The organism is Vibrio sp. E150_011 (genome assembly GCF_053544015.1).
Genome location: NZ_JBHFOL010000005.1, coordinates 89,142 through 115,350, shown reverse-complemented (window position 1 = coordinate 115,350; position 26,209 = coordinate 89,142). Strand labels below are relative to the sequence as shown.

Here is a 26,209-nt window from a genome sequence, read left to right as displayed (position 1 = left end):
ATGTGAGTCATCAGTTTCTAAGTAATCAAGATGTTATCTAGAACGTTCGATAAAATAAAGGTCAGCTTCGGCTGACCTTTTTCATTTCTGCGTGTACTATTAAATGATTAGATCACGAGATCACCAAATAGTCATTAAGGCCTCACATGGACGCAGAACTCATAGAGATCCAACACTTCCTCACCAGCTACCCTCCCTTCGATGAACTGCCAGAAGAAACCGTGTTGCATGTTTCGCAACACATTGAGATCGCCTACTACCGACAAGATACACCTATCGTTCATTTTGGCGACGAAATCAACGATTTGTATATGGTTCGAAGTGGCGTCGTTGAGGTCTATCGACGTAAGGGCGAACTGTACAATAGGCTCGATGAAGGCGATCTTTTTGGGCAAATGGGGCTGTTGACCAACAATAAAGTACGTTTCCCAGCAAAAGCGGTTGAAGATACCCTTGTGTACTGTTTATCGGCAGAAGTGTTCCAAGAGCTTTACGACAACTTTGATTCGTTTGCGGACTTTGTCGAAGTCGAGGATAGAGTTAGGCTTAGACAAACTGTCTCCAATAACAGCAACACCAATGATTTGACCACTTCAAAAGTTCGCACACTGCTCACTGGCGAAGCCGCGACCATCGATCGTCACAGAACGATTCAAGAAGCCGCGAAGCAGATGGCCGACGAACAAGTCTCGTCGCTGCTTATTCTCAATCCAGATATTACTGAAAATGATGAAGATGATTCATCACCCATAGTAGGAATTATCACCGATCGTGATTTATGCACTCGCGTACTGGCGCAAAACCTAAGCCCACTCGATGAAGTAGCCAGTGTGATGTCAACCGACCTCATTTCACTCGACCACAACGCGTACGTCTATGAAGCAATGCTCATTATGTTGCGTTACAACGTTCATCACCTTCCGGTCGTCAAAAATAAGATACCGCTCGGTGTCATTGAAACCACCGATATCGTTCGCTATGAGTCGCAAAACTCATTACTTTTGGTTAGCAGTATTTTTCAGCAACAAACTGTTGAGGAATTGGCTCAGTTGTCGGATCAGGTTCGCGACAGTTTCGTGCGCTTGGTTAACGAAGATGCCAATGCGCATATGGTTGGTACTGCCATGTCTGTGATTGGACGTAGTTTCAAACAACGAATCATCGAGCTGGCCGAAGAAAAGCTGGGACATGCGCCGATTCCTTACTGCTTTCTTGCACTTGGTTCTATGGGACGCGATGAGCAACTCATGGTCACGGACCAGGACAACGCCATCATTCTCGATGACAGCTACAGCGAAGAAAAGCATGGGGAATACTTCAAAGCATTCACGACATTTATTTGCGATGCGCTCGCCGATTGCGGTTATACCTATTGCACGGGTGACATTATGGCGACCAACCCTGAATGGCGTATGACCCGAAAAGAATGGGAAGCCTGCTTTTCTGATTGGATAGATGATCCCAATCCAAAAGCCTTGCTCAACGCCTCGATATTTTTTGACTTAGATGGGGTCTACGGCAAATTAAAATGGGCAGAACAACTGAACAGCTTTATTGTACGACGCGCACGTCGAAATAACCGCTTCCTCGCCTGCCTCGCTCGTAATGCGTTAAACCGCAAACCTCCACTGGGCTTTTTCAAAGACTTTGTAATGGAAAAAGATGGTCAGCACAATAACTCTATTAACCTAAAACGTAGAGGAACCGCGCCATTAGCCGACCTGATCCGCGTCCATGCTTTAGCGGTAGGTTCTCGCTCGACCAATTCCTTTGAGCGATTAGATGATATACATGATGCTGGCATACTACCCAAGGGAAGAGCTCGTGACCTAAAAGACGCGATGGAATTTATCTCCATGGTACGTATTAGCCATCAAGCGATGGATGTACAAATGGGCATTGCTCCAGACAATAACATCGAGCCAGAAAATTTATCGGATTTTGAACGCCGCAATCTCAAAGATGCTTTCCAAGTCTTGAGTAATGGTCAAAATTTCCTAAAATTTCGTTATCAAGCCAACAACAATTTCAAGTAGGGACCGCCTATGGTTAGGTATGGATTATGATAAAAAAACTATTCAGCGGCCCCAATATACAATGGCAAGCCAAGTTTAAAACATTGGCTGAACGTATGGAGGACTCCCGCCTAAAAAGCTTTTATGGCGAAGGCCTTCCTAGCGGCAATACATTATTGAAAGATGTGTCTTTTGTCGCTTTGGACTTTGAGACAACGGGCTTAGACCCAGATAAAGATGGCATTTTATCGATAGGGCTTGTGCCATTTAGTACATCCAGGATTCGACTAAATCAAGCACAGCATTGGACCGTCAGACCTAAAGCGACGCTAGAGGAAGAGTCTGTTGTGATTCATGGTATCACCCACAACGACATCTTAGATGCACCAAAACTTAAAGATATTTTAGGGGATGTATTGGAGGCTCTGGCCGGCAAAATTATTGTCGTTCATTATAATCCGATAGAACGTGGCTTTCTTGATAGTGCCTTAAAGGGGATGATTGGTGAAGGGATAGAGTTTCCTGTTGTCGATACCATGCAAATTGAATCAAGTTACCAGACTAAAATGACCGGTGGCGTCATCAATATGCTTAAAGGCAAACAGGCTGATTCAGTGCGACTGGGGCAGACTCGCCGTCGTTATGGACTCCCAGATTACCCGCCGCATCATGCCCTTACCGACGCCGTCGCGACAGCAGAGTTGTTACAAGCTCAAATCGCCTATCATTATGATGACAGTACGGTACTCAACGATGTTTGGCTGTAATATCTAAGAAGCTTAATAGCGATAAAGCAGTTGAAAATCACTATCGCTATTAAGCACTCTTTCTAAAACACACTACGTAATGGTGCTGCACTTAAAAATGCAGCACTTAAGAACATTACACTTTAAAGCGACCTATTTCACTTTGTAGCTTCTGAGACAGCTCGGAGAGCTCTACAGCTTGCTGTGCCGCCTCGTGCGCTTCTTCTGCAAGCTCATCTGAAACATCGCGAATCCCTTGCGTATTGCGGGTCACTTCCGACGTCACCGACGCTTGCTCTTCTGCTGCAGTGGCTATTTGCGTTGCCATGTCACTAATTTGGCTCACCGCCGATAAGATCTGCGTCAAACTTGCGGCAGCACTATTCGCATCATCGACACTCGTCTCAGCGAGGCCTCGACTGTCACCCATAATACCAACGGCTTTAGCTGTTGTGGCTTGAAGCGTCTCGATCATATGTTGAATTTCTTGTGTAGACGCGTGTGTACGTTGGCTCAAGACTCGAACCTCATCGGCCACCACCGCGAACCCTCTTCCTTGCTCTCCTGCTCTCGCCGCTTCAATTGCTGCATTTAACGCCAATAAATTGGTTTGCTCTGCAATGCCTTGAATGGTAGATAGTATGGTATTAATACTACTGCCGTGCACTTCTAACTCACGGATAACACCCGTGGCAACCTCGACCTCAGAGGCCAAGTTTTGAATCGAACCTTGAGTGGCAGAAACCTGCTCAGCCCCATGATTACTCGCTTCAACAGCCTCCGATGAATTATTCGCGGTCATCTCAGCATTGTTGGCGATTTCTTGCGTCGCGGCAGCCATTTCATTGATTGCCGTAGCCACCATATTGATTTCATCTTGCTGAGTTTGAATTCTCTGACTTCTAACGCGCGCGTGTGATGCCGTATCCTTGGCTTGGTCGGATAATGACTCTGATACACGTGTCAGTTGTGTAATAGTTTCATGCATGTAACTCACAAAGGTATTAAAGTTTCGAGCAAGCTGTCCAACTTCATCGTTACTTTTGGGCTCCAAACGACGAGTTAAATCACCTTCGCCAGACGCAATTTCAGCCAACGCTTTTGATACTCGGCCTAATTCGGTCACCAGTAGACTCACCATCCAAGAAGCGATCGCCGCGACAAAGATAACGATAAGTACAGAGGTCATAATCAATTGGGTTAAGGCACTGTTGAGATCGGCTAGCTCGGTATTTTTATCAAGTTCAACGGCCAGCACCCAGTTTGTGTCAGGCACCTTAGTGAAATACAACATCTTATCCAGGCCTTGGACTTCTACGTCTGCAACCTCACCACTGGACGCTAAATCGCTGATGGTTCTAGCCGTTAGTGTAGGGTTGAGTTCAGTGGTGGATTTTAATAATAGAGCGGTATTTTCATGAGCGAGAAAAGTGCCGTTAGACAAATCAATCAGCATAGCACTTGCGTTATGACCAACATTAAGGCTGATGACATCGTCGACTAACTGATCAATCAGCACATCCGCACCGACAATACCGACTAATTGACCATTGCTTTTTATTGGCTCTGCAATGGTCACAAGCAACGCGTTAGTAATGGCATCTTGATACGCTTCGGTGATGATCTGCTTGTTCGCGGCTTGAGCGTCTTGGTACCAAGGGCGAGTTCTCGGATCATAATCCGCTCTGTTGCGCTCTGGATGTGAGCGATACATCTCACCGTTTGGCGTCCCTAAGAAGATGTCATCGAAGCCACCGGAAATTCGAGCCTGTTGTAGGTATGGGACTTTGTCTTCTGTTGCTGAAAAGGAATTAAATGCTGATGCAATGTTTTTTCTAATATCAATCCAGTTCCCTATGCCTTCAACCGCCGCTAACGATACTGTATTCGCTCGACTTGAAATGGCATTGTGGGTTTGGTTAGAAAGTTGCTTTGCCGATAGCATTGTTAATACTACCGCCATTAATAGCACGGCAGACAACATTGCCGTAATAAGCTTTTGCTTTAGTGATAATTTCATAGGTTATTATTCTTTTTGTAACTTAATATTCAACTAATCATGTTAGTCCTTAAGGTGTCGCGGGCAGATAATATCCAACTTTCGTTGTAAAATCGACCGTCAATATTTTGTCTGTTAATTTATTGACGTTATTCAAGTTTCCTAAAGTAACCACGTCGGATTTACGAAAAGTAACCCCCCTTAAAGTTTCATCATTAATCGTACTGCGTTGGGTAGATAGGAATGAATGACATGCTGGCGAAAATGACATATTAGTCTCAGAACAATGATGATTAATGCCTGTATATTACAACCGGGTTTATTATGTATAACCCGAAAATATATTGAGCATACCTATCGAGTTATTGTATTCGACGGCCTATCGAACACTTGATTCAAAAAAAAAGAGCGGCATCTGCCACTCTTTTTAATTCACACCCACATTAACCGTTCGTTATGTGCGTTCTGTTCTCATACCCATCAACAAGCTAACGCACATCGCTAACAAGATGAAGGTAAACGGCAGCGCCGATGAAATCGCGCCTGCTTGCAGCGCTTCGATAGCCTGACTGCCACCAATCCAAAGTAAAGCCACCGCGATTGCACCTTCCATAAATGCCCAGAAAACGCGTTGAATTACTGGTGCATCCACTTTACCACCAGCAGTAATGCTATCGATGACTAACGAGCCTGAATCTGATGATGTGATAAAGAACACCAATACGAGTATCACCGCAATCACAGACAGGAATGTACCCATTGGCAACGCATCAAACATCTCGAACATCGCGAGTGGTACTTCGCGTAATCCATTAGCACCTAACGTACCTACCTCATTGACAACTTGATCAATCGCAAGGCCACCAAACACTGACATCCACACAATAGTCACGGATGTAGGTACAATTAGAACGGCGGTGATAAATTGTCTAACGGTGCGTCCTTTAGAGACACGAGCAATAAACATCCCGACAAATGGGGACCATGAAATCCACCAAGCCCAGTAGAATACTGTCCAACCGTGCATCCATGCTTCATCGTCACGACCATGAGGGTTACTCAGCGGTACGATGTTTTTCAAGTAGGCAAATAATGTGTCAGGGATTGACGCAAATGTAACGGCATATCCTATTAGAGCGACTAGAGCCAGCAATAAGAAAGCGATGATCATGTTGATGTTACTGATGACCTTAACGCCACCATCAATACCACGCAGTACCGATACCACCGCTAGCAGCGTCACAACGGCAATAACGATAACCTGCAGGGTCATGCCTGATTCGACACCAAATACATGGTGAATGCCGCTCGCGGCTTGCTGTGCACCTAGACCTAAAGACGTCGCTAAACCAAATAGCGTTGCCAAAACGGCCAAAATATCAATGATGTGCCCCGCCCAGCCCCAAGCACGATCGCCCAGTATTGGATAAAAGACCGAACGCATCGAAAGTGGCAGGCCTTTATTATACGTAAAGAATGCCAACGACAACGCTACAACACCGTAAATGGCCCAAGGGTGTAGACCCCAGTGGAACATGGTCGCTCCGAGCGCAAGCTCTCGAGCTTGCTCAGTATTCGCGGTCACCCCAAGCGGTGTTTCATACCATCCCGTAAAATAAGCGACAGGTTCTGCAACACTCCAGAACATGAGACCAATACCCATGCCGGCAGCAAACAACATTGCTAGCCAAGACATGAAAGAATAATCCGCCGTCGCGTCTTTACCGCCTAATCGTATTTTACCAAATGGAGAAACAATCAAAACTAAGCAAAAAATCACGAAAATGTTGCCTGCCCACATGAACAGCCAATCAAATTTGTTAATAATGCTCCATTTTATTCCATCTAGTGCTGCTTTAGCGGTCTCCGCATCCACAACCACCGCTAGAATGAGCAGTAATGCAATAAAGCCTGCACTCCACCCAAAGACAGGATTGTGTACATCAAATCCCCATTTTTGGACATTATCTTGCCCAATTGTATAGTCAGTACTGTCAATACTGTACTTATCAATGCCTTTTGTCATCGTTCCTCACTATGACGAACTCTAATCCATCAAAATATATCGTGTATCAAGTATTATCCCGATATGAAGGCGAGCCTGCATGGGTAATATCTCAACATGGTGTGGTTACTAAAGTTATATTCTAGCAAGAAAATGTTGAATTATCCTATGCTGTTTTTCATTAGAACTCATCTTTGGATCGTATTCGGTAAACCATGTGATTTACCTCGCGCTGATATATTTCCAACGCTATTGCCTTTAATCTAATGACTGTTTTAAGCGCTCAAAAAAGCCCACGTCGTTAATAAACAATGTGGGCTCTGAAAATTGATGGCTTAACTAGCAAGTAAAACGAATACGACTTACGTTAGTTTTTAACGATACTGTCTATTTGCAGCACGGGCGCGGCATCAATACCTTCGGCATTCATCATCGATGAGATGCGCTGAATTGAAGACAACAAAAGAGTTTGCTCCCAAGCATCAAGACTTTGAAATTTTTGTACAAAACTATCTTGTAGTGGCAAAGGAGCGCTATCCAATACCTCTGTACCTTTCTCCGTCAGTACGGCGTGAACTTTTCGTTTGTCTTGATGGCTGCGTTCACGCCTCACGTAATCATTAAGCTCTAAGCGATCGATGATCGTCGTCGCCGTCGCTTGGCTAATATTGGTGTGATTCGACAACTCACGAATAGTTACATTCCCTTTCTCTCTGATCGCCTTCATCAGTACCAGCTGCGGACCGGTTAATCCACACTCTTTTTTCAATTTTTTTGAATGTAAGTCTATTGCTCTTATTACTTGGCGAATTGCCACGAGCACTTCTTCGTGTTTTTCCAAATCTTTGTTCCAAAATTAACGAGTAACGGGTTATTCCCTGCGTTTTAACACATTCATCGCGATGTTGCATCCTTATCGCTTCGATAAAAATATATTGATCACGAATGGGCTATTTTCATGGCTTAAATTCATGCAATTTCTTATTCTCCTTAATTTCCCCTCAACCAAGGTGCTGCTTAAGTTTAGCGTGCTCCCCACCGGTTAAAAAGTCACTCAGAATATCGGTAATTTCCTTAGACCTAAAACAGTTAGAGCTCTATGCAATAAACGCTCTTGATACATGTTAAAACGTGAGCCAGACGATGAATCTCTTTTAATTTATCGTTGATTTTGTTAGTATTCGCCCGAATTTTAGTTAGAGCTCTAAGTAGTATCAGAGGAATGATGAATAATAATAAGGACAAGTATAGTATAGATAACACTGACTATACGGTAGGACAAGACAATGTCCAAAAGTGGGGGTTTGACGTTCATAACCCTGTATTCGGCACAAGTGCAGGTCTCATTTTACTGTTTCTTATCGCCCTTCTCGTAGTAGACCCAGCCACAGCTAAAGCGGCATTAGATGGCGCTAAATGGCAAATCATTGGCGCTTTCGATAGCTTATTCATGTGGGCAGGTAATATCTTTGTTATTTTCTGCCTTGGCCTTGTGCTATCTCCATACGGTAAAATTAGAATTGGTGGCGCAAGCGCAAAACCTGATCACTCAACCTTATCCTGGATTGCCATGCTTTTTGCTGGCGGCATGGGTATCGGCCTTATGTTTTGGGGGGTAGCAGAACCTGTTGCTTACTTTACAGGCTGGTATGAAACGCCACTTGGTGTTGAAGCCTATACCGAAGAAGCACGAAAAGTAGCCTTAGGGGCAACGATGTTCCACTGGGGCATTCACCCGTGGTCAATGTACGCTGTTGTTGCACTTTCAATGGCATTCTTTGCCTTTAACAAAGGGCTTCCGCTCTCTATGCGTTCCGTGTTCTACCCGTTACTGGGTGACAAAACGTGGGGCTGGTTTGGGCATATCATTGATATTTTGGCCGTTCTTGCAACGCTATTTGGTTTAGCCACTTCATTGGGCCTTGGTGCTCAACAAGCCGCTAGCGGCATCGGTCATGTCTTTGGCTTTCAAGCAGGTACGACCTTGCAATTGGGCGTGATCGCCTTTGTTACGGCACTTGCGGTCTTTTCAGTCGTTCGTGGTATAGATGGTGGTGTAAAACTTCTCAGTAATACTAATATCCTAATCGCATTTGTATTATTGGTTGTTGTTATTGTGGTTTCTATCGCAACCTTCTTTGGTTCGTTAGGTACCACCATTGTCGGTTATGTCGAAAACATCATTCCACTTAGTAATCCACATGGTCGTGAAGACGAAGCATGGATGCACGGTTGGACGGTATTCTATTGGGCATGGTGGATTTCGTGGTCCCCATGTGTCGGTATGTTTATTGCTCGTGTTTCTAAAGGACGTACGGTACGTGAGTTCTTAACCGCTGTTATTGTTATTCCTACAACGATTACGTTGTTCTGGATGGCAGCGTTTGGTGGTATGGCAATCGATCAAGTCATCAATCAAGTCGGTGAACTTGGTCAAAATGGTCTAACTGACCTTACGCTTTCACTATTTTATGCGTATGAAGCCTTACCAATGAGCACGCTCTTATCCGTTATCTCTATCGTTCTGATTATGGTGTTCTTTGTCACATCTTCAGACTCAGCCTCTCTCGTTATCGACAGCATAACTGCTGGCGGTAAGATTGATGCGCCAGTACCTCAACGTGTCTTCTGGGCCACGATAGAAGGTGCGATTGCAGCCGTTTTACTATACGTTGGTGGTACAGAAGCTATTCAAGCACTTCAAGCGGGGGCTATCTCTACTGCATTACCTTTTACCATTATTCTGTTGATAATGTGTGTGAGCTTACTGAAAGGTATGCGTACTGAACTGCAGATCCATAAGCATAGTTACGCTTAACTGGCCTCTAATGTTTGGGTACCCAAACGGCATCACTAAAAAGACCCGCTTATGCGGGTCTTTTTATATAAGGAATAAGGTAAATAATATTGTATCGCCACAACACAGAATTCTGCCCTACCCTAAGCCATTCTCTAACGCATACTTAGCAAGCTCTGCTGTCGAGTGTAAGTCCAATTTGTGCTTAATATTCTGCCTGTGCGTTTCCACGGTTCTATAAGAGATATTCAACATCTGCGCAATTTTTTTGCTGCTACTTCCTTGTGCGACCAACTTGAGAACAGACTCTTCACGGCGACTTAACGGGTTCGTTTTACTGTGCGATGGTGCTACTTCCTGTGAGAAAAGTGTCTGTGTCACGGACTCACAAAAATACGTTGATCCTTGTTTGACCGTCTTAATTGCTTGTACCATTTTTTCTGCTGAGATTTCTTTCAGCATATAACCCACCGCACCCGCTTGCATGACTTTCATAATGTATTCACGATTATCATGCATCGTCAGCATCAGCACCTTCGCTTCTGGCATCTCTTCTTTCAGTAATTGCGTGGCTTCAATACCATTCATAATTGGCATACTAACATCCATGAGTACCACATCTGGCTGATGAACTTTCACCACTTCTACCGCTTCCAAGCCATTACTTGCTGTTGCAATCACATTAATGTCGGGTTCGCGCTCTAGCCGAGCAATAAAGCCTTCCAATACGACTTGGTGATCATCAACAATCACCACTTTGATCGGCTCATCCATTATTCTGTTCCTTCTAGCTTCAGTAGCACGGTAATCTCAGTACCCGCTCCATAATCACTGACTAATTCAAACTCTCCGCCTATAAACTCAACACGCTCTCGCATATTCCGTAACCCAATCCCTCGGGTCGCTAATGCATTACTGACATCAAATCCAATGCCATCGTCTCGAATCATTAACTGCAATACATTACCGAATTGCTTTAAGAAAACCGTTACCTGTGTAGCACCCGCGTGCTTTTCAATATTATTCAACGACTCTTGAACCACGCGATACAATGTCGTGGCGACCTCAGATTTAAGTTTAGATGCTTGTGTGTCGAGTACCAACTCAGTATTAGCATGAGAGTACGTTTTAAAGTCTTGCAATAAGCTCGATATTGCTGCGTCTAAACCAATGTCATCTAATGCACTAGGTCGAAGGTGATGAGATATTCTGCGGACTTCGATAATCGCTTCCGATAAAGATGATAGTGATTTGCTTAGATGGCCAATGGAGCGGTTATCGACGGCTTTTGTGTCCATCAACTCGAGGTGGCACTTACTGGACACCAACAGCTGGTTTACTCCGTCATGTAATTCCCTTGCAAGATGTTTCCTTTCATCCTCTTGAAACATCACAGTTTTATGTGCTAGTTCTTTTAGGTTTTTATCTGCGAGCTTGTGCTCGTGCCAATTAACGGCCAGTGTGAGTACAATGATCACTGCGACTGTCACAGCAAAAATAGTGACAATAGAGAACATGGTCGTTTCTATATTTTTATCAATCGCCGCTCTTAACACGGCAACTTCGCGAGCCACATCTTCTATGTACAACCCCGTACCAATCATCCAATCCCATTTGTCCAGCCAAGCGGCATAACTCAGCTTAGTAACAATTTCTCCAGTGGACGGTTTTTGCCAAAGATATTGGTGAAAACCACCCCCAGATTGGGCTTGGAATAGCAACGTCTCAATAAGATGATTGCCATCTTGGTCTTGCAAGTCTAAAAGATTTTTGCCTACAAGCTCAGGCAATATAGGATGAACAAGATTGGTCCCTGTTTCGTCATAAGCAAAAAAATACCCATCCGTCCCATAACGAAGTCGGTCAAGAATATCTCGAACCTGTGATTGCGCTTCTGCTTCGGAAAGGTCGGGGTCGTTGTAGGCATATTCAATGGCATCAAACGCTAACTCAACGGTGTCTTTGAGTGTCGATTCTTTTGAACGAATCAAGCTTTCGCGGAAAATTTCTATTTCATTTTCGCCAAAAGATTTGGCTTGGTGAAGGGCTATCCAGCTGACGCTTGCCGTTAAAATGATCAATGGCAATAGCGTCAGCAAGATGAGTTTCGCTTTGAGTGGCATAGAAGTCCTTTCTAACTACAACCGCCATAATAGGCAATGCATCCCGTGGGATACATTACCATGGCAGTTAAATAAATGAACTGATATACACGACAACGATAATTAGATCACATTCCATAAAAACCAGGGAATGCCAATAACGACGCTAGGACCAAGACTTGAATTGCGATAAACGGCATCACTCCACGATAAATATCTCTCGTGGTCACACCATCAGGTGCAACACCTTTTAGATAGAACAAACTAAATCCAAAGGGTGGTGTCAAGAACGAGGTTTGTAAGTTCATTGCGACCAATATGGCAAACCAGGTCATGTTGATCCCCATAATCTCGGCAACTGGAGCGATCATAGGGACAATAATGAAACAGATTTCCACGAAATCAATGAAGAAGCCCAGAATCAAAATCACTAACATCGTAATGATTAAGAAGCCCCATTTTTCACCAGGTAACTCAAGCATCCACTCTTCAACGAGCATATCTCCACCGGTATAGGTAAAGGCCATCGAGAATGCTGTCGCACCCAAAAGAATAGCAAACACCATTGCCGTGACTTTAACGGTTTCTTTCGACGCGTCGTAGAGCATTCGGAAATTAAACTGACCGTACGCTATCGCTAATAAAATCGCGCCTGCACCACCCAACGCAGCGGATTCAGTCGGAGTAGCGACCCCTGCAAATATAGAGCCGAGTACAATCACGATCAACGCCAAAGGAGGCACTATCGCTTTCAAGGCGGTTCTTACCTCTTGAGAGCGTGATATGGAATCATCTCTGGGGATGGGTTGAGCGGCCTCAGGGTTCATTTTTGCGTAAATCAGGATATAAAGGACATACGCTCCAACAAGCACGAGTCCAGGCCAGATCGCCGCTTGGAACAAGTCACCAACCGGGACGCCCAGCACATCACCTAATAAAATGAGCACAATAGACGGCGGAATAATCTGCCCCAGAGTCCCAGACGCACAGATGGTGCCGCACGCTAACCCTTTGTCATAATTATATTTAAGCATAACAGGTAAGGAGATTAAGCCCATCGCCACAACCGACGCACCGACGACACCTGTTGACGCGGCCAGCAGTGCACCAACCAATACCGTAGAAATGGCAATACCACCACGTACTCCACCAAACAAACGCCCCATCGACTCCAATAATTGCTCGGCCAATTTGGTTTTTTGTAACACCAAGCCCATGAAGACAAAGAGTGGGACTGCCATCAGTACCGTATTTTCCATAATGGATTGAATACGATATGGCATGAAGGCAAACATTTCGATCCCTTCAGCCCAGACACCAAAAATTAACGCGATTCCTCCGAAGGTAAATGCGACAGGAAACCCTAACAGTAGCGCGAATAAGGCTACAAAAAACATGACAATACCGATCATGGAAACAATCCTTATTCTTTTGAGTCGGTTGAATTAGCGTAAATCAAATGAGGGTTAAGCAGTTTGTTGAGCGAATGCAACACCAATCCCACCCCACTGATGGCCATAAAGAAAAACGAAATAGGGATCATAGCTTTAATCACCCATCGATAAGGTAAACCACCTGGATCACCTGATGTCTCTCCCAGTGCATAGCTTTCTTTAGCAAAATCAATTCCGAACCACGCGACGATGAGACAAAAAGGGAAAAGGAATACGAATGCGCCAATGAGATCAATGATCGCTCGAGCCTTAACCGACAATCTTTCATAAAATACGTCGACTCTTACATGACCGCCCGCCTTAATGGCATAAGGCACACCAAGCAAAAAGACCGCGGAAAATAAATGCCATTCCATTTCTTGGAAGGCAATGGATACGTCATTAAATACGTATCGCATCACAACGTCATACACGACGTTGAGAAGTAGTAGTAAAAACAAAAGACTCGATAACACGCCTAGCATGTCCCCGACTTTGTTAAATAGTCTTTCTATATATATTAGGCTTCGCATTCCAGACTCCATCCCGTCGCTCATATTATTGTATGTTTGGTGTTGAACGTTCCGGTGCTTATAAAGTAGATAGTGATTAAGTGAGATAGTTATAATATTGAGATATTAGTCATCTGAGGCTTATCAAACTAAAAAGGGTAAGAAAGTGGCGCTAAGCGCCACTATATTGGATCAATCATCAAACTTGTTAAGATAAGCTTTCGTCGCAATGTCGGTCCAAGAACGAACCTGCTCTAGGTACGCAGCTTGAGACATTTGGATTTCCTTCGCAGTTTCATCTTTTTCGGCATGCTCTTTAAGAAGCTTGTCGTTTGCATCACGTAGTGCATCGATGACTTCGCGTGGAAAGTCTTTTACTTTCACATCTGGATAATCCGACTGGATCGTTGCCCAGTTTTTCCCACTTTCGTGAGTCGATTGGATATACATATCATACGCTGCTGTTTTCATAGCAATCTGTAGGATGGCTTTCAAATCATCTGGTAATTTATTCCATGTACGCTGATTGACTAAGAATTGAAGCTCAGTAGCAGGCTCATGCCACCCTGTGTAGTAATATGGCGCGATTTTATGGAAACCCATACGCAAGTCTAGGGAAGGCCCCACCCACTCCAGAGCGTCGATTGTGCGACGTTCTAATGATGTATAGAGTTCACCTGATGCGATATTCGTTGGTTTCGCACCCACTTCCGCCAAAATCTCGCCTGCAAATCCAGGGATTCGCATTTTTAGACCTTGTAAATCATCAACGCTGTTAATCTCTTTTTGAAACCAACCGCCCATTTGTACATCGGTGTTACCACCAGGGAATGACATCATATTATGGGGAGCATAGACTTTTTCCATCAGCTCCATACCTCCGCCGTGATAGAACCATGCGTATTGCTCTGGCGCTGTCATACCAAATGGCATCGTCGTGAAATACAACGTATTGGGTACTTTACCTTTCCAGTAATAAGAGGCGGAGTGGCCCATGTCATACTGACCTGATTTCACCATATCAAACACGCCAAACGGGGCTTTGTGTTTATTTGATGAGTCAATACGAATTTGCAGCCGGCCGTTAGACATTTCTTCAGCCATCTTGGCCATATTTTTCGTTGCATCACCAAAAATTGGGAAGTTGGGTCCCCATGTCTCAGCAAGCTTTAGGCGGTAAACTTTGTCATCTGCACTGGCAGAGCTTGCTACAAAAGCAAAGCATGTCGCAGCAATAATGGCGGTACTTTTTAATGCACGAGTGACTGATTTCTTGATTAAACTCATTTTCAGTTCCTTGAGTAGTTTCTTATATAGAGTGACTTCCAAACACTCCAAGTTTCACGTTCAAGGTAACTATGAATTGAATTATCAATATCGGGTATTCGTGCGAGCACGCACACAACCAAAGGTAACGATGACATACCAGACCTTGGTATTACGTATTTATACGTAGGATATTGACGAGATGAACAATTAAAATCCTTACAATCAATAGATTACAAAATCATTGATCCATTAGTTTATAATATACACGTACGTATTTTCATTATTAAAAGAATACAAAAATGTCACCTTAATCACATCTATCGCTAACAATTCACATAAATAAAGATGGCACGAACAAAAAAAGCCCCTCGAAAGGGGCTTTTTTTGTTTTTAAATAAAATGAAGTATTACTGTGCTTTATAAATCACTTTATTGCCAGCAAGTTGTTCTTTAGCAACTAAACCTTCATCTAATAACTTCTTAAGAGCACCCGTTGCCCAAGACGCTGCTTTTGCATCCTCTTGGCCGGCTTCCTGACCAATTCCTTTAGAATTAATGCCACCTGTGTGCTTAACAACAATATCTAATACTTGTTGTTGCTTAGGAGTTAGAGCTACTTCCACTTTTTTTGTCGCAGTTGCTTTATCAGCTACAGGAGCTTTTTCCGTTACAGATGCTTTTGCTACAACAGGTTTCATTGTTTTTGTTGCAGCTGCTGTATTGGCAACTACCGCTTTAATGCGCTTTTGCAATTTTGATTGCACTTTGCGCTTATGAGCAAGTTTCATTGAGTTTTCTCTCCATTTCACTGCGCTGTAAGCAGTGGTCAAAATTTGAAGCGCGTTTTATACCAAAATTTTGACCACTTTTGTAGAGGCATGACACAAAGCGTCGCGAAAAATGCCGACTTTCCATGTTTATGACTATTATTTAATCAATAACACCGTCCATTACGTATTATCATCAAGTCATAAAATGCACCGTCGATCATCATTTTCAATCATCACTGAAGGTTGCACTATCACAAATATGGAAACGATTCATATCAGTAACCACGATTATTCATGGCATTCTCCGAGTCTTCGTAATTTTGCGTTTCTAGGCTTGATAATCAGTATCGCACTCGTTCTTTTGGTGCCTAACTGGAAACTCGGACTCATTATCGCCGGTTTACTGGCGGTAGCCCTCGGATTCACATTTTTCACGGTAATCAAAAGTCGCGTCACATTTACCCTTACTTCTTCGCATTTTCAGCAGCATCTTTTTAAAGGTGGATGGGCATTGCGTTGGACTGATATCGAACGAGTAGGGATCTGCAGTCATCATAAAGATGGCTGGCATACCCCTCTTCCTTGGGTAGGCTTGCGAATCAACAGTTATGGCGCTTACCTGAATGCCATCTGTCCGCGAATCGCAACCGATCTCTTGTTAAGCCAACGAGCTCTACTTTATGTCGGAATGCAGCAAACTTCACCACAGACAATTTTTGAAGATATTGTCTTAGATTCAAGTGTTTACATTGATACTGATGGCACTCAGTACCATGGTCTTATGGCAATGCTTGCCAACCGAATGAAATATCAGCGAGAGTTTTTTGGGTATGATATTTTTATTGCCGAAGCCGATTTAGACAGAAGTGCAGATAAGTTCGTCGGCTTGGTCCGCCGCTATTTAGCAGCAGCAGACCAACAGCTATTTAAAGAATAAAACCTTGATTGAAGAAAGTAAGCGTTAGTAAAGCGGCATTTCATCGGCGACAAATGGGTTCGATACCCGTTCATGGCCAAATGTTGATTCAGGCCCATGACCAGGTACAAAAGAAACATCATTCCCTAGCGGCCATAACTTACCTTTGATCGACTGGATCAATGTGTCGTAATCCCCTTGTGGAAAATCAGTACGTCCAATCCCCCCCTTAAACAAGACATCACCAACAAAAGCTTGTTTTGCAGCGGCATTAAAAAGTACCACGTGTCCTGGTGTGTGTCCTGGTGTATGGATAGCCTGCAAGCTTTGATTACCAAATGTCACAACGTCACCGTCTTCAAACCATTCGTTTGGTTCAAAAGCTTTGGTTAGCGGAAAGCCGAACATTTGGCTTTGATTCTCTAACCCTTGTAACCAAAAGTTATCCGCTTTGTGTGGGCCCACAATGGGTACGTTCAGTTTTTTAGAAAGGGGCTCAGTGCCACCAACATGATCAAGGTGACCATGAGTGAGAACTAATTTTTCTACTTGAACACCCAGCTCTTCGATAAGCACTTGCAACTGTTCAATATCACCACCTGGGTCGATTAACACTCCCTTCATGGTTTCATCACACCAAACAATGGAACAATTTTGCGAAAAAGACGTCACTGGAACGACTTGATACTTAAGACTCATCGTAAATCCTACTATTCAAATAAAGTAGCGAGACTATGACATTGTCTACTAGTGATGACAAGTATTCAGGCGTCACGAGCTAAGCCCGCTTTCTACGAACATATTGACTCAACGCGTCATCACTAGGAAGTCATGACGCGTCAATCAATTCTTTGTCATTGCTGTTTCTGTTACATCATCGCGGCGCATGTCATATTGGTATACATCCGCACGAAAGTGAGCTTTGCCATCTTCAAGCCACGCCGTCTGATAGATAATATGCACCGGAATTCGCTGCTTAAAAGAGATAGCCTTATTCGAGCGATACGTAGACAAATCATTCAGCAACTTCCCTTGATGTTCCAGGAGGACTTGGGCAAATTTGTCAGCATGTTCTACCCGAACACACCCAGAGCTGTATGCACGGCTGCTTTCGTTAAACAAATGTTTACCGGGAGTGTCGTGGAGAAAAATGGCTCTGTCATTTGGTGTATTGAATTTATATTGCCCCAACGCATTCGAGGAGCCCGCTTGCTGCCTCATTCTATAAGGGAAGCGCTTGGCTTGAACTTCTTGCCAGTTAATCATGGTCGGATCGACAACGACGCGGTTATGCCACCCTTCTAATATTTCAAAGCGTTGAGCAAATAAGTACGTAGGGTCGTTTTTTACTTTGGGAATAATATCCTTAACCATGATCTTCCAAGGCACATTCCAAGTAGGGTTAACAATCAGAGAGTCCATTTTGGTTTCAAAGATTGGTGTTTGACGAGTCAATCGACCAACAATCACTTTTGACTCAAAGCGCGCCTGCCCTTCCCCCCAGTACTCAAGCTCAAAGCTTGGTACATTGACCAAGATAATATTGTCACGCTGCTGCGGCCAAAGTCTCGAACGCTCGGCATTCAGGGCTAATATTCTTAGCTTTTCCTTTGCCGATTTATTGAGCCATTGCAGAGTGTTCGGGCCGATAATGCCATCATCTTCTAGCCCATACAGTGCTTGAAACTGTTTTATCGCGGTTTCTAAAGAGTCATCAAATAGTCCGTTTTCTTTCTCTTCAACATAAAATTCAGAATCAGCCAAACGTGCGAGTAAGTGGCCATACTGCTCGAGATCAACAAGGTCTCCTTTCCTAAGTAACCCTGATTGTTCATAGGCCGTCACCTCTAACTGAGATTTAGCAAGTAAGTCGATATAGGCATTGTCGAATCCAGGTTGCAAAATCATCGGCGATGACAAAGTCCGTAAATAGCTTTGTAGCGTATTGTTTTCAATCGCCAAAACAAACAATTCGACTTCTGTCGCTGAAGGCCTTGGAAGTGCATCAACTAAGCTTTCAGAAAAATACCATTGCTTGCCCAATTCCGGTACATCAGCGATGTAGCTGATGTACAGCAACAAAGTGTCGGTCGCCAAACGATCGTATTCGTCAAATCGTTGAGCCTGATACAAGGATTGCATGCGAGTCACCCTGTCTTCAAACAAGGGACTAAAACCCGCGAGATTGACCATATCAAGTTGCAAATTTAATTGTGCATTAAGTTCGCTGTCCGACCAGATTTCATCGCTATCGGTTTCCGCGTAGATATAGTCGACGAGTGAGTGGTACAGCAAAGGACTCACCGCCGATGTTGTCTGTTTACGAAGGGGAGAGCCCGCTTCCGTCGCCCTGTACTCATCACGTGTCAACGCTTGCGAGAAAGGCGAAACCGACGTAATCGTGTCCCTTTCAGTCACAAGTTGGTCTGGCGCCGCATGCACAGCCGCTGCAATTGAGCACGCGCTTACGGCGGTCATCACCGTTAATAACTGCTTTGACATCTACCCACTCCTTTGTGTCCAGAGTTTAAGTATGGCAGAGATCACAGCGACAACATGGCTATTTTAATCTGAAATTACCACCGTCTCACTTATGTGATCATGTGCCAGTGGTTATCCCATTGTGTCGGCGAGGATTTTATATGTTTTGTTAGTCTCGGTGTGATTTCAACCACTCTCCCCGCACCAGAACTGATAAAGAAGTGATCATTTTTCACCACAACACCAGATGCATCTGGAAGTACGTTCACTTCCAGCAGTCGTTTTGTGTTTTTGTCCCACACGCCATAGCAATTGCCTCGCGGTGACGTTGCCACAATGTGACTATCATTGGCGGCAATACTCGCAATGTAGTGTTTAAATCGAGCCCAATCCTCGGGTTCACCACCCAGTTCTTGCATCGATTCACCGCGTTTATGCAGTGCCACTAATGGTACGTACCTGTCACTTTCTCCCCTATATTGCTGACCTGTTAACACCGTATCAGCGCCATCATGAGCCAAGTGACGGATACTTTTATGCGTATCACTTAAGCCTACTTGTTCAAGTACAGCGCCACTTGGACTGAGATAACTAAGACTCGGCACCATAGAAGTCAAGTTCAATGGCGTGCGGCCATCGGTATGCACTCCTCCCACACCGACCACTAGCGTGCCGTCTGACATCACTATAATTTCATGAGGTCCAATACCAAAGTCTGTAAATTCTTCAACTTTTTGATAACCTCGTTGCGCGTCATAAACCCCTATCACGCCCCGACTAGAGGCCGCTTCCCCCTCAGTCGCATATAGCCAATGTCCATCTAGTGAATACACCCCGTGCCCATAAAAGTGCCGACTTGTAGATGCGGGTATTAACGTTTCCATTTGACCAGATTGATAGTTCAATACCATGGCATACGTACCTGGACGACGCCCAAATACCACCGCAGTTTGAGAGCCCGGACGAATCGCGACTCCATGCCCTCGTTGTGGTAAAGGCATATGATGCATAGGCTGTCCATTTTGCGAGGCAACCACAACCTCATAGCCACCAGCAGTTCGTATCGCTCCGCCAATAAGCTTGGGGGCACGGTCTTGAGACCCCTCAAACGTCAGACGCTGTTGCGTCATCGCACAACCGCCTAACAACCCTGGAGAAACCAGGCTCAAAGCCCCCAGTTTTAAAAGGTTACGTTTTCCGTTATCAATCGCCATCAGTTGCATTAAACCCAATCACAATCCCCAGCTTTACGGCCGCTTCTTCACTTATTAAATACTTAAGTTGCTCGAGCTTATTGTATTGACTTAACGCCGCTCGGTAGCCGTCTTTATCTTGCAACAACTCAAATAAACTTGGGTTTTCAGGCCACGTGTCTAATAGAGTGACAAATTGTTGTTTGATACTGTCGGCCAAACGACTGTCTCCGGAGTGTCGCAAAATACTATCTAATCCTTGCCCATTGGCTAAATAAAGTGCTTGTAGCGCTTCGACATTACTTTTGATGTTCGTCATTGAGGTTTTTGCACGCCATGACTCAGAAAAATAAGGCTTGGCTGCGCCTATTTTTGCTAACGGACGCGACAATTTTTTCATCGTATAGTCGAGCTGATTCGTTTGTAGTGCCAAATACTCGGCGTGCCATGCTTTTTCGTCTAACGCTTGCCATGGATTCTCGGACCACGCTGTCAACATTGTCGCTGAGCGCTCAGCGAGTGAGCCAGTAATCGCCGATAAAAGGGAGCAATTGCTCTTAGATTCGATGCTTGGGCGCCCTTTAACATCAAACAACATCCACTCTACGGCCCCTAAGCCCTGTACCGTCACACTTTCATTTTTAACCTCACTAACAGACCACGAGCTTTGTTTGCTCGCGGCTGCCATTTTCCGGCCTGTGGTGTTTTTCTTATCGGGCCAAAACTGAATATTCCAGTTTTGTTCCAGCGCTAACATGGGGCCTCTTTCCTGGCCTTGTAACCACATCCACTGCTGCATGCCTTGTTGCCACGCTTGTTCAACAGACCCCAACGATGTGTCATTGTCACAATATTGCAGGGCCTGCTGGTGTAACGCGTCCATTGCCACATTAAATTGAGCTGCAGAGGCATATTCAACTTCATACACCCCTTGACTAATATGTTGTGTTGACTGAGGTTGAGAAGACTCTATCGAGGTAGAACACCCTGCAAGCAAAGCTGCCGATAACCCTATCGAAGTTATGGACACATTTGGTAAGCACTTAGTCGTTTTACGTTTATCCACAATGGTCTCCTACAACGAGTTCAAAAAGGCAAGTAGAGCGCTTCGCTCTTTCTTACTTAAAGCAAGTACGTTTTGCTTGGCCGCCTCAGCTTCTCCGCCGTGCCACAAGATAGCTTCCGTTAGGTTTCTTGCCCGGCCATCATGTAGGAAGTAAGTATGCCCATTGACCTCTTTGGTATAGCCAATTCCCCATAATGGTGGCGTTCTCCACTCTTGCCCTGTCGCGTCATATTCAGGACGATGATCAGCGAGAGCTTCTCCCATATCATGCAACAGCATATCGGTATAAGGATGAATGGTTTGATTAGATAGTGCGGGTAAACCCTCACGCATCGAGGTTTGAATATTAGTACGGTGACAACTTTCGCACCCAGCTTGCGCAAAGACTTGCTGCCCTTGAATAACTTGAGGGTCTTGGCTGTTACGACGACTAGGCACGGCTAAATGTTGACTATAAAATTCAACAAAGTTTAAGATTTTATCACTCACTTCAGGTGAACCACCGCTCACGCCATCATGGCAAACCTCTTTTTGCGCTGCTGAACAATTTTCGCTGGTAAATAATGTGCTCGTCAGCCCTAAGTCACCTTGAAATGCCGCCGCATTTTGCTGCATTAAGTTAGGCTGACCAGCCTTCCAGCCAAATCGACCTAAGACCATATTTTCAGTCCTAACATCCAAGACATAGTTAGGCTTTCCTGATATCGGCGTTCCATCCGTCGCTTGCTCACGAGCGAATGCCAAAATAGTCTCTTCTGGAATAGATTCCAACAATCCTAACCCAATCATTGGAGGAGCGACTCTGGCAGACATCATTACATCGGGGTGTAAGTCGCCGTAAGCCAACTCAACAATTTTTAGATTCGGTTTTCTGAGCATTACCTGGGTTCCGTCTTTAAACTGAACCGGATATTCACTGTAGGTAATACTGATTTGGCCTTCTGGCGTCATATCTGGCAGCGCAAAATCTTGTAATTGCCCACCATAATTAGGCTCAGGGATAACACCAGATCGCTTGACTTGCTTTTTTTGGGCATCCGTTTCAGCAGGAATACTAAGTCGAACTAACATAGAAACAACGTGTTGGTCGCCGGCTTCTGGTGGATGACCTCGCCCATCTTTGATATGGCAGTTTTGGCAACCATTGGTGTTGAATAATGGCCCTAACCCATCTCTTGCATCAGTCGATGCTGGGGCTTGAACCCATGGGTTTCGAAAAAAACTGTTACCGACGCTGAAATCCAATCGCTTACTCATTGGTAAATTGGCTGCGGGTAAAGAAAAGGCATTAGGCCCTTGTTTATTTACAGAGGTTTTCCCACCCGAATGTTTATTGATTGACGATTCGGCATAGCTTTGCAGCGATAGCAATACACTTGCTATCGCAATTAGAAGTTTTAGGTGTGACATACGCGGCTCACTCATTTCCGATCAGAAAAGGGGGTGCTCCCCCTTTATTATTTTTATTATCTGTTCATTACTATCAATTGATTATTGGTCGCTTGTAATGCTGAATATACGATGATTTAACCACGACCAATCCTTCATTATTTAGTGATTAGAACTCATGATCAGCGGTATCTGGATTTAGACTACTAATACCAATAATGCCCGCAGCGCGTTCAATGGAACCGGTCTGTGCAACCAAGGCTACAATAGTGTCATTGACCAATTTATTACCTTGAGGGTTATTGGATGCAATCAACTGATCGAAATGTTGGTTGTGTTTTTCTGCCGATGTGACCAATTGACCGACCTGAGCGCGTGCAAGGTCGAACTGTTTTTGGATTTCTTTGGCAGCCACTTTATCTTTCTGAGTCACTAAATCCGCGATACTTGCGCCGACGATGAGTGAACCATCAGTACGCACATAAGTACCGGTATATACGTTATAAATACCTTGCTCGTTATAGTAATGCGAGTTGTGCGTATTATCTGAGAAACAGTCGTGCTCATCCTCGGTAGAATTGGCTTCTAACGCCACTTTCATACGCTCACCGGCAAGTTCGCCTAATGACAACGACCCCATACCAAACAGCATTTTTCTCACACCATTGACCGGCTTGTCAGCCAATAGTGTTGCACGATAATTATTGCTCTCAGATTTTGCCCACTGCTTTTCCATCCAAGCCAGGTCTTGGATTAATAGTGTTGAGACTGCCTGTAAGTATTGTGCGCGTCGATCACAATTGCCGTTTGTACAAGCCTCTCCAACAACATAATCAGTGTAAGGGCGATCGCCCGCACCTGAGTTTGTACCGTTTAAATCTTGCCCCCACAGCAAAAATTCAATCGCGTGATACCCTGATGCCACATTAGCCTCGGATCCGCCAACTTCGTTAAGATCAGCAATAAGAGCCGGTGTGATTTCTTTAACGTCAAGGGTGGTAGGTCCGATTTTCAGACTTTCATTAGCGACAATATTTGCCTGTGCTCCATCATTACCTAACTCGTACTGATAATCCGAGCTGACATAGTCAATCAGACCTTCGTCCAGTGGCCATGCATTTAATTGGCCTTCCCAATCATCCACAACCGCGTTACCGAAACGAAATACTTCCGTCTGTTGATATGGGACACGAGAGGCAATCCATGCTTGTTTGACGTCTGACAAGCCTTTTTCAGATGGATTAGCTAGAAAAGTGTTAATAGAAGTGTCTAGCGATTTTGCAGTAATAAGCGCGTCTGAAAATACAGCGTGAGCTAAATCGGCGTAATGTTCGACAACCTGTTCTTCTGATACTGCTGAAAACGCAGCGGTTGAGCTAAGTAAAAGAGAGGCGGCCACTGCACTCTTCATAAAAATAGTTACATTCATTGAAGCATCCTTGTTGAGCTTAATTATTATTGTGTAGTGCGAATTATTATCATTAACACTATCAATGCGCAATAATACTCAGTTACAATTTATTTTCAACGATTAATACAAAAAAACCCCACTTCCGTGAGGTTTTCTTAACAAGCGTACAACAGTCAGTGGCCGTCTTGGTGTTCTGCTTTTATATTATGGCTTAACAGAGATGACTGATGTTAGAGCACGTACCAGCAGCTCATCCGCCAACTCAAGCTCAGAGCTGAGTACTAGAACTTCAAGTTGTGTTTACCATGCGATACTTTCGCTTTTAAATAACTTTCATTACCTTCTTTTACGTGTGCGTTTGTATTCACCACTTCTTGCACTTCTACACCGTGCTCTTGAAGCTCTCGTACTTTTTTAGGGTTATTCGTCACTAACCGAATGGTATTAACATCAAGGGCTTTAAGCATTTGAGCCGCTTCAGAGAAATCCCTAAGATCATCGCCAAACCCTAAATGGTTATTCGCTTCGTAGGTATTCATCCCTTCAGATTGGAGCTTATACGCATCAATTTTGTTATATAGCCCAATACCGCGACCTTCTTGGCGAAGGTATAAAATAATCCCACCTTCCGAACCCATTTTTTGCACCGTTTCTTCCAACTGCTCACCACAGTCACAGCGAGATGAATGGAATACATCACCAGTTAAACACTCAGAGTGCATCCGCACCAACGGGGTTTCTTTTCGCTTATCAGCTTGCTGAAATATTACAGCTACGTGTTCTTTATCAGAATTCAGCCCACGAAAGGAAAGCATTTCAGCTTCGATATCACTGTTAAGTCCAACTTTTAATTCTATTCTGGCTCGTACTTCCGCCATAACTTCTCTCACTTGATTTTTGAGGCCAAAATCAACGTTCTTTCAGCCATTTCACACCACACTCTACCCATGACTATGGGGGCTAACCCATCAATTTTCAACGATTACTTCTTCATATCAATTGTTATATTATAACAATTGATATGAAGAAGACACTAAAAAACCCTAAGCGTTACCACTTAGGGTTAAACATTCAAAGGTAGGCTGTATGCTCGCCGCAAACAAAGCAACGAGATAGGATTAGACTTGTTTTTGTTTCCACACCGCCAATTGAACCCAAACGTTCTCAAGCTCAGCTAATTCGTCTTGAGTCAGTGTCGACAATGTTTTTGAGACCATACCCAACTTAGGTTCATGAAACGATTTCAGGTGTGCGTAAAAGTCTTTTTTTAACTGATTGATTGCTGCTTCCACTGCGTTATCCACCGTCGTAACTGGTTAATCCATAATCATAAAATAATAATAACAAATTGCGGTTTTCGTACAGATTAAACCAGTTAAAATGGAAGGGTAATCACGATTTAAGCCAGTAAAATGACATTGGGGTGACATCATAAAAAAATTAGACGGTATGAAATATGAAATTTCTTGCTGCACTATTTACTTAAATCGATACACTAATCCTGTTTACACTACCTCATGAGCCAAGCAATGCTAAAAATAATCAGTAATCAAGATTTTGATACATTCTCAAGTAACGCCAAAGCCGCACCACGTCAGCGCAGTCATCACAACCTTCACGAACAACTTGACGCTAACGTACAACGATTATTTATCTCTACAGAGCCAGATACTTACATGCGTCCCCACCGTCATAGTGAGTCCCACAAGTGGGAGTTATTTTTAGTGTTAAAAGGGCAACTTGACCTTTTAATTTTTGATAACGACGGGAATGTAACTGAGCGTCATAGCCTTTCTCCAGAGACCAACCGAGCGATTGAGATCCCACCGGGAACTTGGCATGGCTATGCATGTATGAGTGAGGGTACCGTCGGTTTAGAAATTAAAGAAGGCGCCTACTTACCTACTCAACCGGAAGACTTTGCATCTTGGTCGCCAGTTGAAGGTCAAGACGGCGCTGACGTCTACCGTGACTGGATGAGAACAGCACAGCCTATCACTGAACAAAAATAACACCCTATTGGAAAACAGCAGGGCCGCTATTTAGAGGCAGCCCTGCATAACGCTTATTGCCGGGACTGTATGTATTGTTGCCTTCTACGGTAT

The 26,209-nt window shown here is 44.2% G+C and carries 22 protein-coding genes; 5 read left to right on the top strand and 17 right to left on the bottom strand.

Annotated elements, in window-relative coordinates; all coding sequences use genetic code 11:
• Positions 1-146 precede the first annotated feature (146 nt).
• Together ACE1OE_RS10380 and ACE1OE_RS10375 are read left to right on the top strand one after the other, a co-directional pair.
• A complete protein-coding gene (locus ACE1OE_RS10380) occupies positions 147-2,036 on the top strand; it encodes a DUF294 nucleotidyltransferase-like domain-containing protein (RefSeq protein ID WP_102471541.1) in 1,890 nt (629 codons plus the stop codon).
• 29 nt (positions 2,037-2,065) lie between these two features.
• Complete coding sequence (locus ACE1OE_RS10375; protein WP_372060000.1) at positions 2,066-2,782, top strand: 3'-5' exonuclease; 717 nt, start codon at positions 2,066-2,068, stop codon at positions 2,780-2,782.
• 115 nt (positions 2,783-2,897) lie between these two features.
• Here the strand turns inward: ACE1OE_RS10375 and ACE1OE_RS10370 are convergent, their stop codons facing one another.
• The 3 genes from ACE1OE_RS10370 to ACE1OE_RS10360 all read right to left on the bottom strand — a co-directional run bounded on the left by ACE1OE_RS10370 (position 2,898) and on the right by ACE1OE_RS10360 (position 7,606).
• The gene (locus ACE1OE_RS10370; RefSeq protein WP_372059969.1) at positions 2,898-4,781 is read right to left on the bottom strand and encodes a methyl-accepting chemotaxis protein; all 1,884 of its coding nucleotides are present in this window, start codon (positions 4,779-4,781) and stop codon (positions 2,898-2,900) included.
• Positions 4,782-5,214: 433 nt separating this feature from the next.
• Positions 5,215-6,786 (bottom strand): BCCT family transporter, encoded by a 1,572-nt coding sequence (locus ACE1OE_RS10365; protein ID WP_102471538.1) that lies wholly within the window; start codon positions 6,784-6,786, stop codon positions 5,215-5,217.
• 346 nt (positions 6,787-7,132) lie between these two features.
• A complete protein-coding gene (locus tag ACE1OE_RS10360; RefSeq protein ID WP_449210966.1) occupies positions 7,133-7,606 on the bottom strand; it encodes a MarR family winged helix-turn-helix transcriptional regulator in 474 nt (157 codons plus the stop codon).
• A 384-nt stretch (positions 7,607-7,990) separates the two neighbouring features.
• Here ACE1OE_RS10360 and ACE1OE_RS10355 point away from each other — a divergent pair, with 384 nt between their 5' ends.
• Positions 7,991-9,583, top strand: a complete 1,593-nt coding sequence (locus ACE1OE_RS10355; protein WP_102471536.1) for a BCCT family transporter — start codon at positions 7,991-7,993, stop codon at positions 9,581-9,583.
• 117 nt (positions 9,584-9,700) lie between these two features.
• Here the strand turns inward: ACE1OE_RS10355 and ACE1OE_RS10350 are convergent, their stop codons facing one another.
• The 6 genes from ACE1OE_RS10350 to ACE1OE_RS10325 all read right to left on the bottom strand — a co-directional run bounded on the left by ACE1OE_RS10350 (position 9,701) and on the right by ACE1OE_RS10325 (position 15,666).
• Positions 9,701-10,336: a response regulator transcription factor gene (locus ACE1OE_RS10350; RefSeq protein WP_102471535.1), complete on the bottom strand. Its 636-nt coding sequence runs from the start codon at positions 10,334-10,336 to the stop codon at positions 9,701-9,703.
• Positions 10,336-11,685 carry a cache domain-containing protein gene (locus ACE1OE_RS10345; RefSeq protein ID WP_449210965.1) on the bottom strand — a complete coding sequence of 450 codons (1,350 nt, stop codon included), beginning with the start codon at positions 11,683-11,685 and terminating at the stop codon, positions 10,336-10,338. The genes ACE1OE_RS10350 and ACE1OE_RS10345 overlap by 1 nt, the downstream gene beginning before the upstream one ends.
• A gap of 107 nt (positions 11,686-11,792) precedes the next feature.
• Positions 11,793-13,076: a TRAP transporter large permease gene (locus ACE1OE_RS10340; RefSeq protein ID WP_102471533.1), complete on the bottom strand. Its 1,284-nt coding sequence runs from the start codon at positions 13,074-13,076 to the stop codon at positions 11,793-11,795.
• 11 nt (positions 13,077-13,087) lie between these two features.
• Positions 13,088-13,642, bottom strand: coding sequence for a TRAP transporter small permease subunit (locus ACE1OE_RS10335; RefSeq protein ID WP_449210964.1), 555 nt, complete (start codon positions 13,640-13,642; stop codon positions 13,088-13,090).
• Between the two features lie 159 nt (positions 13,643-13,801).
• Complete coding sequence (locus tag ACE1OE_RS10330) at positions 13,802-14,896, bottom strand: TRAP transporter substrate-binding protein (protein WP_102471531.1); 1,095 nt, start codon at positions 14,894-14,896, stop codon at positions 13,802-13,804.
• Between the two features lie 389 nt (positions 14,897-15,285).
• A complete protein-coding gene (locus ACE1OE_RS10325) occupies positions 15,286-15,666 on the bottom strand; it encodes a MarR family transcriptional regulator (RefSeq protein WP_102471530.1) in 381 nt (126 codons plus the stop codon).
• 241 nt (positions 15,667-15,907) lie between these two features.
• Between ACE1OE_RS10325 and ACE1OE_RS10320 the strand changes: the two genes are divergently transcribed.
• Positions 15,908-16,585 carry a DUF2982 domain-containing protein gene (locus ACE1OE_RS10320; RefSeq protein WP_449210963.1) on the top strand — a complete coding sequence of 226 codons (678 nt, stop codon included), beginning with the start codon at positions 15,908-15,910 and terminating at the stop codon, positions 16,583-16,585.
• A gap of 24 nt (positions 16,586-16,609) precedes the next feature.
• Here the strand turns inward: ACE1OE_RS10320 and ACE1OE_RS10315 are convergent, their stop codons facing one another.
• The 8 genes from ACE1OE_RS10315 to ACE1OE_RS10280 all read right to left on the bottom strand — a co-directional run bounded on the left by ACE1OE_RS10315 (position 16,610) and on the right by ACE1OE_RS10280 (position 25,396).
• Positions 16,610-17,263: an MBL fold metallo-hydrolase gene (locus ACE1OE_RS10315; protein WP_372062790.1), complete on the bottom strand. Its 654-nt coding sequence runs from the start codon at positions 17,261-17,263 to the stop codon at positions 16,610-16,612.
• Between the two features lie 144 nt (positions 17,264-17,407).
• Positions 17,408-19,066: a L,D-transpeptidase family protein gene (locus ACE1OE_RS10310; RefSeq protein ID WP_449210962.1), complete on the bottom strand. Its 1,659-nt coding sequence runs from the start codon at positions 19,064-19,066 to the stop codon at positions 17,408-17,410.
• Between the two features lie 89 nt (positions 19,067-19,155).
• Entirely contained in the window at positions 19,156-20,268 is a 1,113-nt protein-coding gene (locus ACE1OE_RS10305) for a DUF1513 domain-containing protein (protein ID WP_449211099.1), read from the bottom strand.
• Positions 20,249-21,268, bottom strand: a complete 1,020-nt coding sequence (locus ACE1OE_RS10300; protein ID WP_449211098.1) for an imelysin family protein — start codon at positions 21,266-21,268, stop codon at positions 20,249-20,251. The genes ACE1OE_RS10305 and ACE1OE_RS10300 overlap by 20 nt, the downstream gene beginning before the upstream one ends.
• Before the next feature lie 45 nt (positions 21,269-21,313).
• Positions 21,314-22,714: a di-heme oxidoreductase family protein gene (locus ACE1OE_RS10295; protein WP_449210961.1), complete on the bottom strand. Its 1,401-nt coding sequence runs from the start codon at positions 22,712-22,714 to the stop codon at positions 21,314-21,316.
• 148 nt (positions 22,715-22,862) lie between these two features.
• Positions 22,863-24,104 (bottom strand): imelysin family protein, encoded by a 1,242-nt coding sequence (locus ACE1OE_RS10290; RefSeq protein ID WP_449211097.1) that lies wholly within the window; start codon positions 24,102-24,104, stop codon positions 22,863-22,865.
• Between the two features lie 281 nt (positions 24,105-24,385).
• Complete coding sequence (locus ACE1OE_RS10285) at positions 24,386-24,982, bottom strand: GTP cyclohydrolase II (protein WP_449210960.1); 597 nt, start codon at positions 24,980-24,982, stop codon at positions 24,386-24,388.
• A gap of 240 nt (positions 24,983-25,222) precedes the next feature.
• Positions 25,223-25,396: a hypothetical protein gene (locus ACE1OE_RS10280; RefSeq protein WP_198593032.1), complete on the bottom strand. Its 174-nt coding sequence runs from the start codon at positions 25,394-25,396 to the stop codon at positions 25,223-25,225.
• Between the two features lie 237 nt (positions 25,397-25,633).
• Between ACE1OE_RS10280 and ACE1OE_RS10275 the strand changes: the two genes are divergently transcribed.
• Entirely contained in the window at positions 25,634-26,116 is a 483-nt protein-coding gene (locus tag ACE1OE_RS10275) for a WbuC family cupin fold metalloprotein (RefSeq protein WP_102471522.1), read from the top strand.
• Positions 26,117-26,209: the final 93 nt, after the last annotated feature.

Excerpts from the sequence above, each read along its gene's own strand:
- ACE1OE_RS10380 (WP_102471541.1), top strand. The coding sequence starts at position 147 with ATGGACGCAGAACTCATAGAGATCCAACACTTCCTCACCAGCTACCCT.
- ACE1OE_RS10370 (WP_372059969.1), bottom strand. The coding sequence starts at position 4,781 with ATGAAATTATCACTAAAGCAAAAGCTTATTACGGCAATGTTGTCTGCC.
- ACE1OE_RS10365 (WP_102471538.1), bottom strand. The coding sequence starts at position 6,786 with ATGACAAAAGGCATTGATAAGTACAGTATTGACAGTACTGACTATACA.
- ACE1OE_RS10355 (WP_102471536.1), top strand. The coding sequence starts at position 7,991 with ATGAATAATAATAAGGACAAGTATAGTATAGATAACACTGACTATACG.
- ACE1OE_RS10350 (WP_102471535.1), bottom strand. The coding sequence starts at position 10,336 with ATGGATGAGCCGATCAAAGTGGTGATTGTTGATGATCACCAAGTCGTA.
- ACE1OE_RS10345 (WP_449210965.1), bottom strand. The coding sequence starts at position 11,685 with ATGCCACTCAAAGCGAAACTCATCTTGCTGACGCTATTGCCATTGATC.
- ACE1OE_RS10340 (WP_102471533.1), bottom strand. The coding sequence starts at position 13,076 with ATGATCGGTATTGTCATGTTTTTTGTAGCCTTATTCGCGCTACTGTTA.
- ACE1OE_RS10335 (WP_449210964.1), bottom strand. The coding sequence starts at position 13,642 with ATGGAGTCTGGAATGCGAAGCCTAATATATATAGAAAGACTATTTAAC.
- ACE1OE_RS10330 (WP_102471531.1), bottom strand. The coding sequence starts at position 14,896 with ATGAGTTTAATCAAGAAATCAGTCACTCGTGCATTAAAAAGTACCGCC.
- ACE1OE_RS10325 (WP_102471530.1), bottom strand. The coding sequence starts at position 15,666 with ATGAAACTTGCTCATAAGCGCAAAGTGCAATCAAAATTGCAAAAGCGC.
- ACE1OE_RS10320 (WP_449210963.1), top strand. The coding sequence starts at position 15,908 with ATGGAAACGATTCATATCAGTAACCACGATTATTCATGGCATTCTCCG.
- ACE1OE_RS10315 (WP_372062790.1), bottom strand. The coding sequence starts at position 17,263 with ATGAGTCTTAAGTATCAAGTCGTTCCAGTGACGTCTTTTTCGCAAAAT.
- ACE1OE_RS10310 (WP_449210962.1), bottom strand. The coding sequence starts at position 19,066 with ATGTCAAAGCAGTTATTAACGGTGATGACCGCCGTAAGCGCGTGCTCA.
- ACE1OE_RS10305 (WP_449211099.1), bottom strand. The coding sequence starts at position 20,268 with ATGCAACTGATGGCGATTGATAACGGAAAACGTAACCTTTTAAAACTG.
- ACE1OE_RS10295 (WP_449210961.1), bottom strand. The coding sequence starts at position 22,714 with ATGTCACACCTAAAACTTCTAATTGCGATAGCAAGTGTATTGCTATCG.
- ACE1OE_RS10290 (WP_449211097.1), bottom strand. The coding sequence starts at position 24,104 with ATGAAGAGTGCAGTGGCCGCCTCTCTTTTACTTAGCTCAACCGCTGCG.
- ACE1OE_RS10285 (WP_449210960.1), bottom strand. The coding sequence starts at position 24,982 with ATGGCGGAAGTACGAGCCAGAATAGAATTAAAAGTTGGACTTAACAGT.
- ACE1OE_RS10275 (WP_102471522.1), top strand. The coding sequence starts at position 25,634 with ATGCTAAAAATAATCAGTAATCAAGATTTTGATACATTCTCAAGTAAC.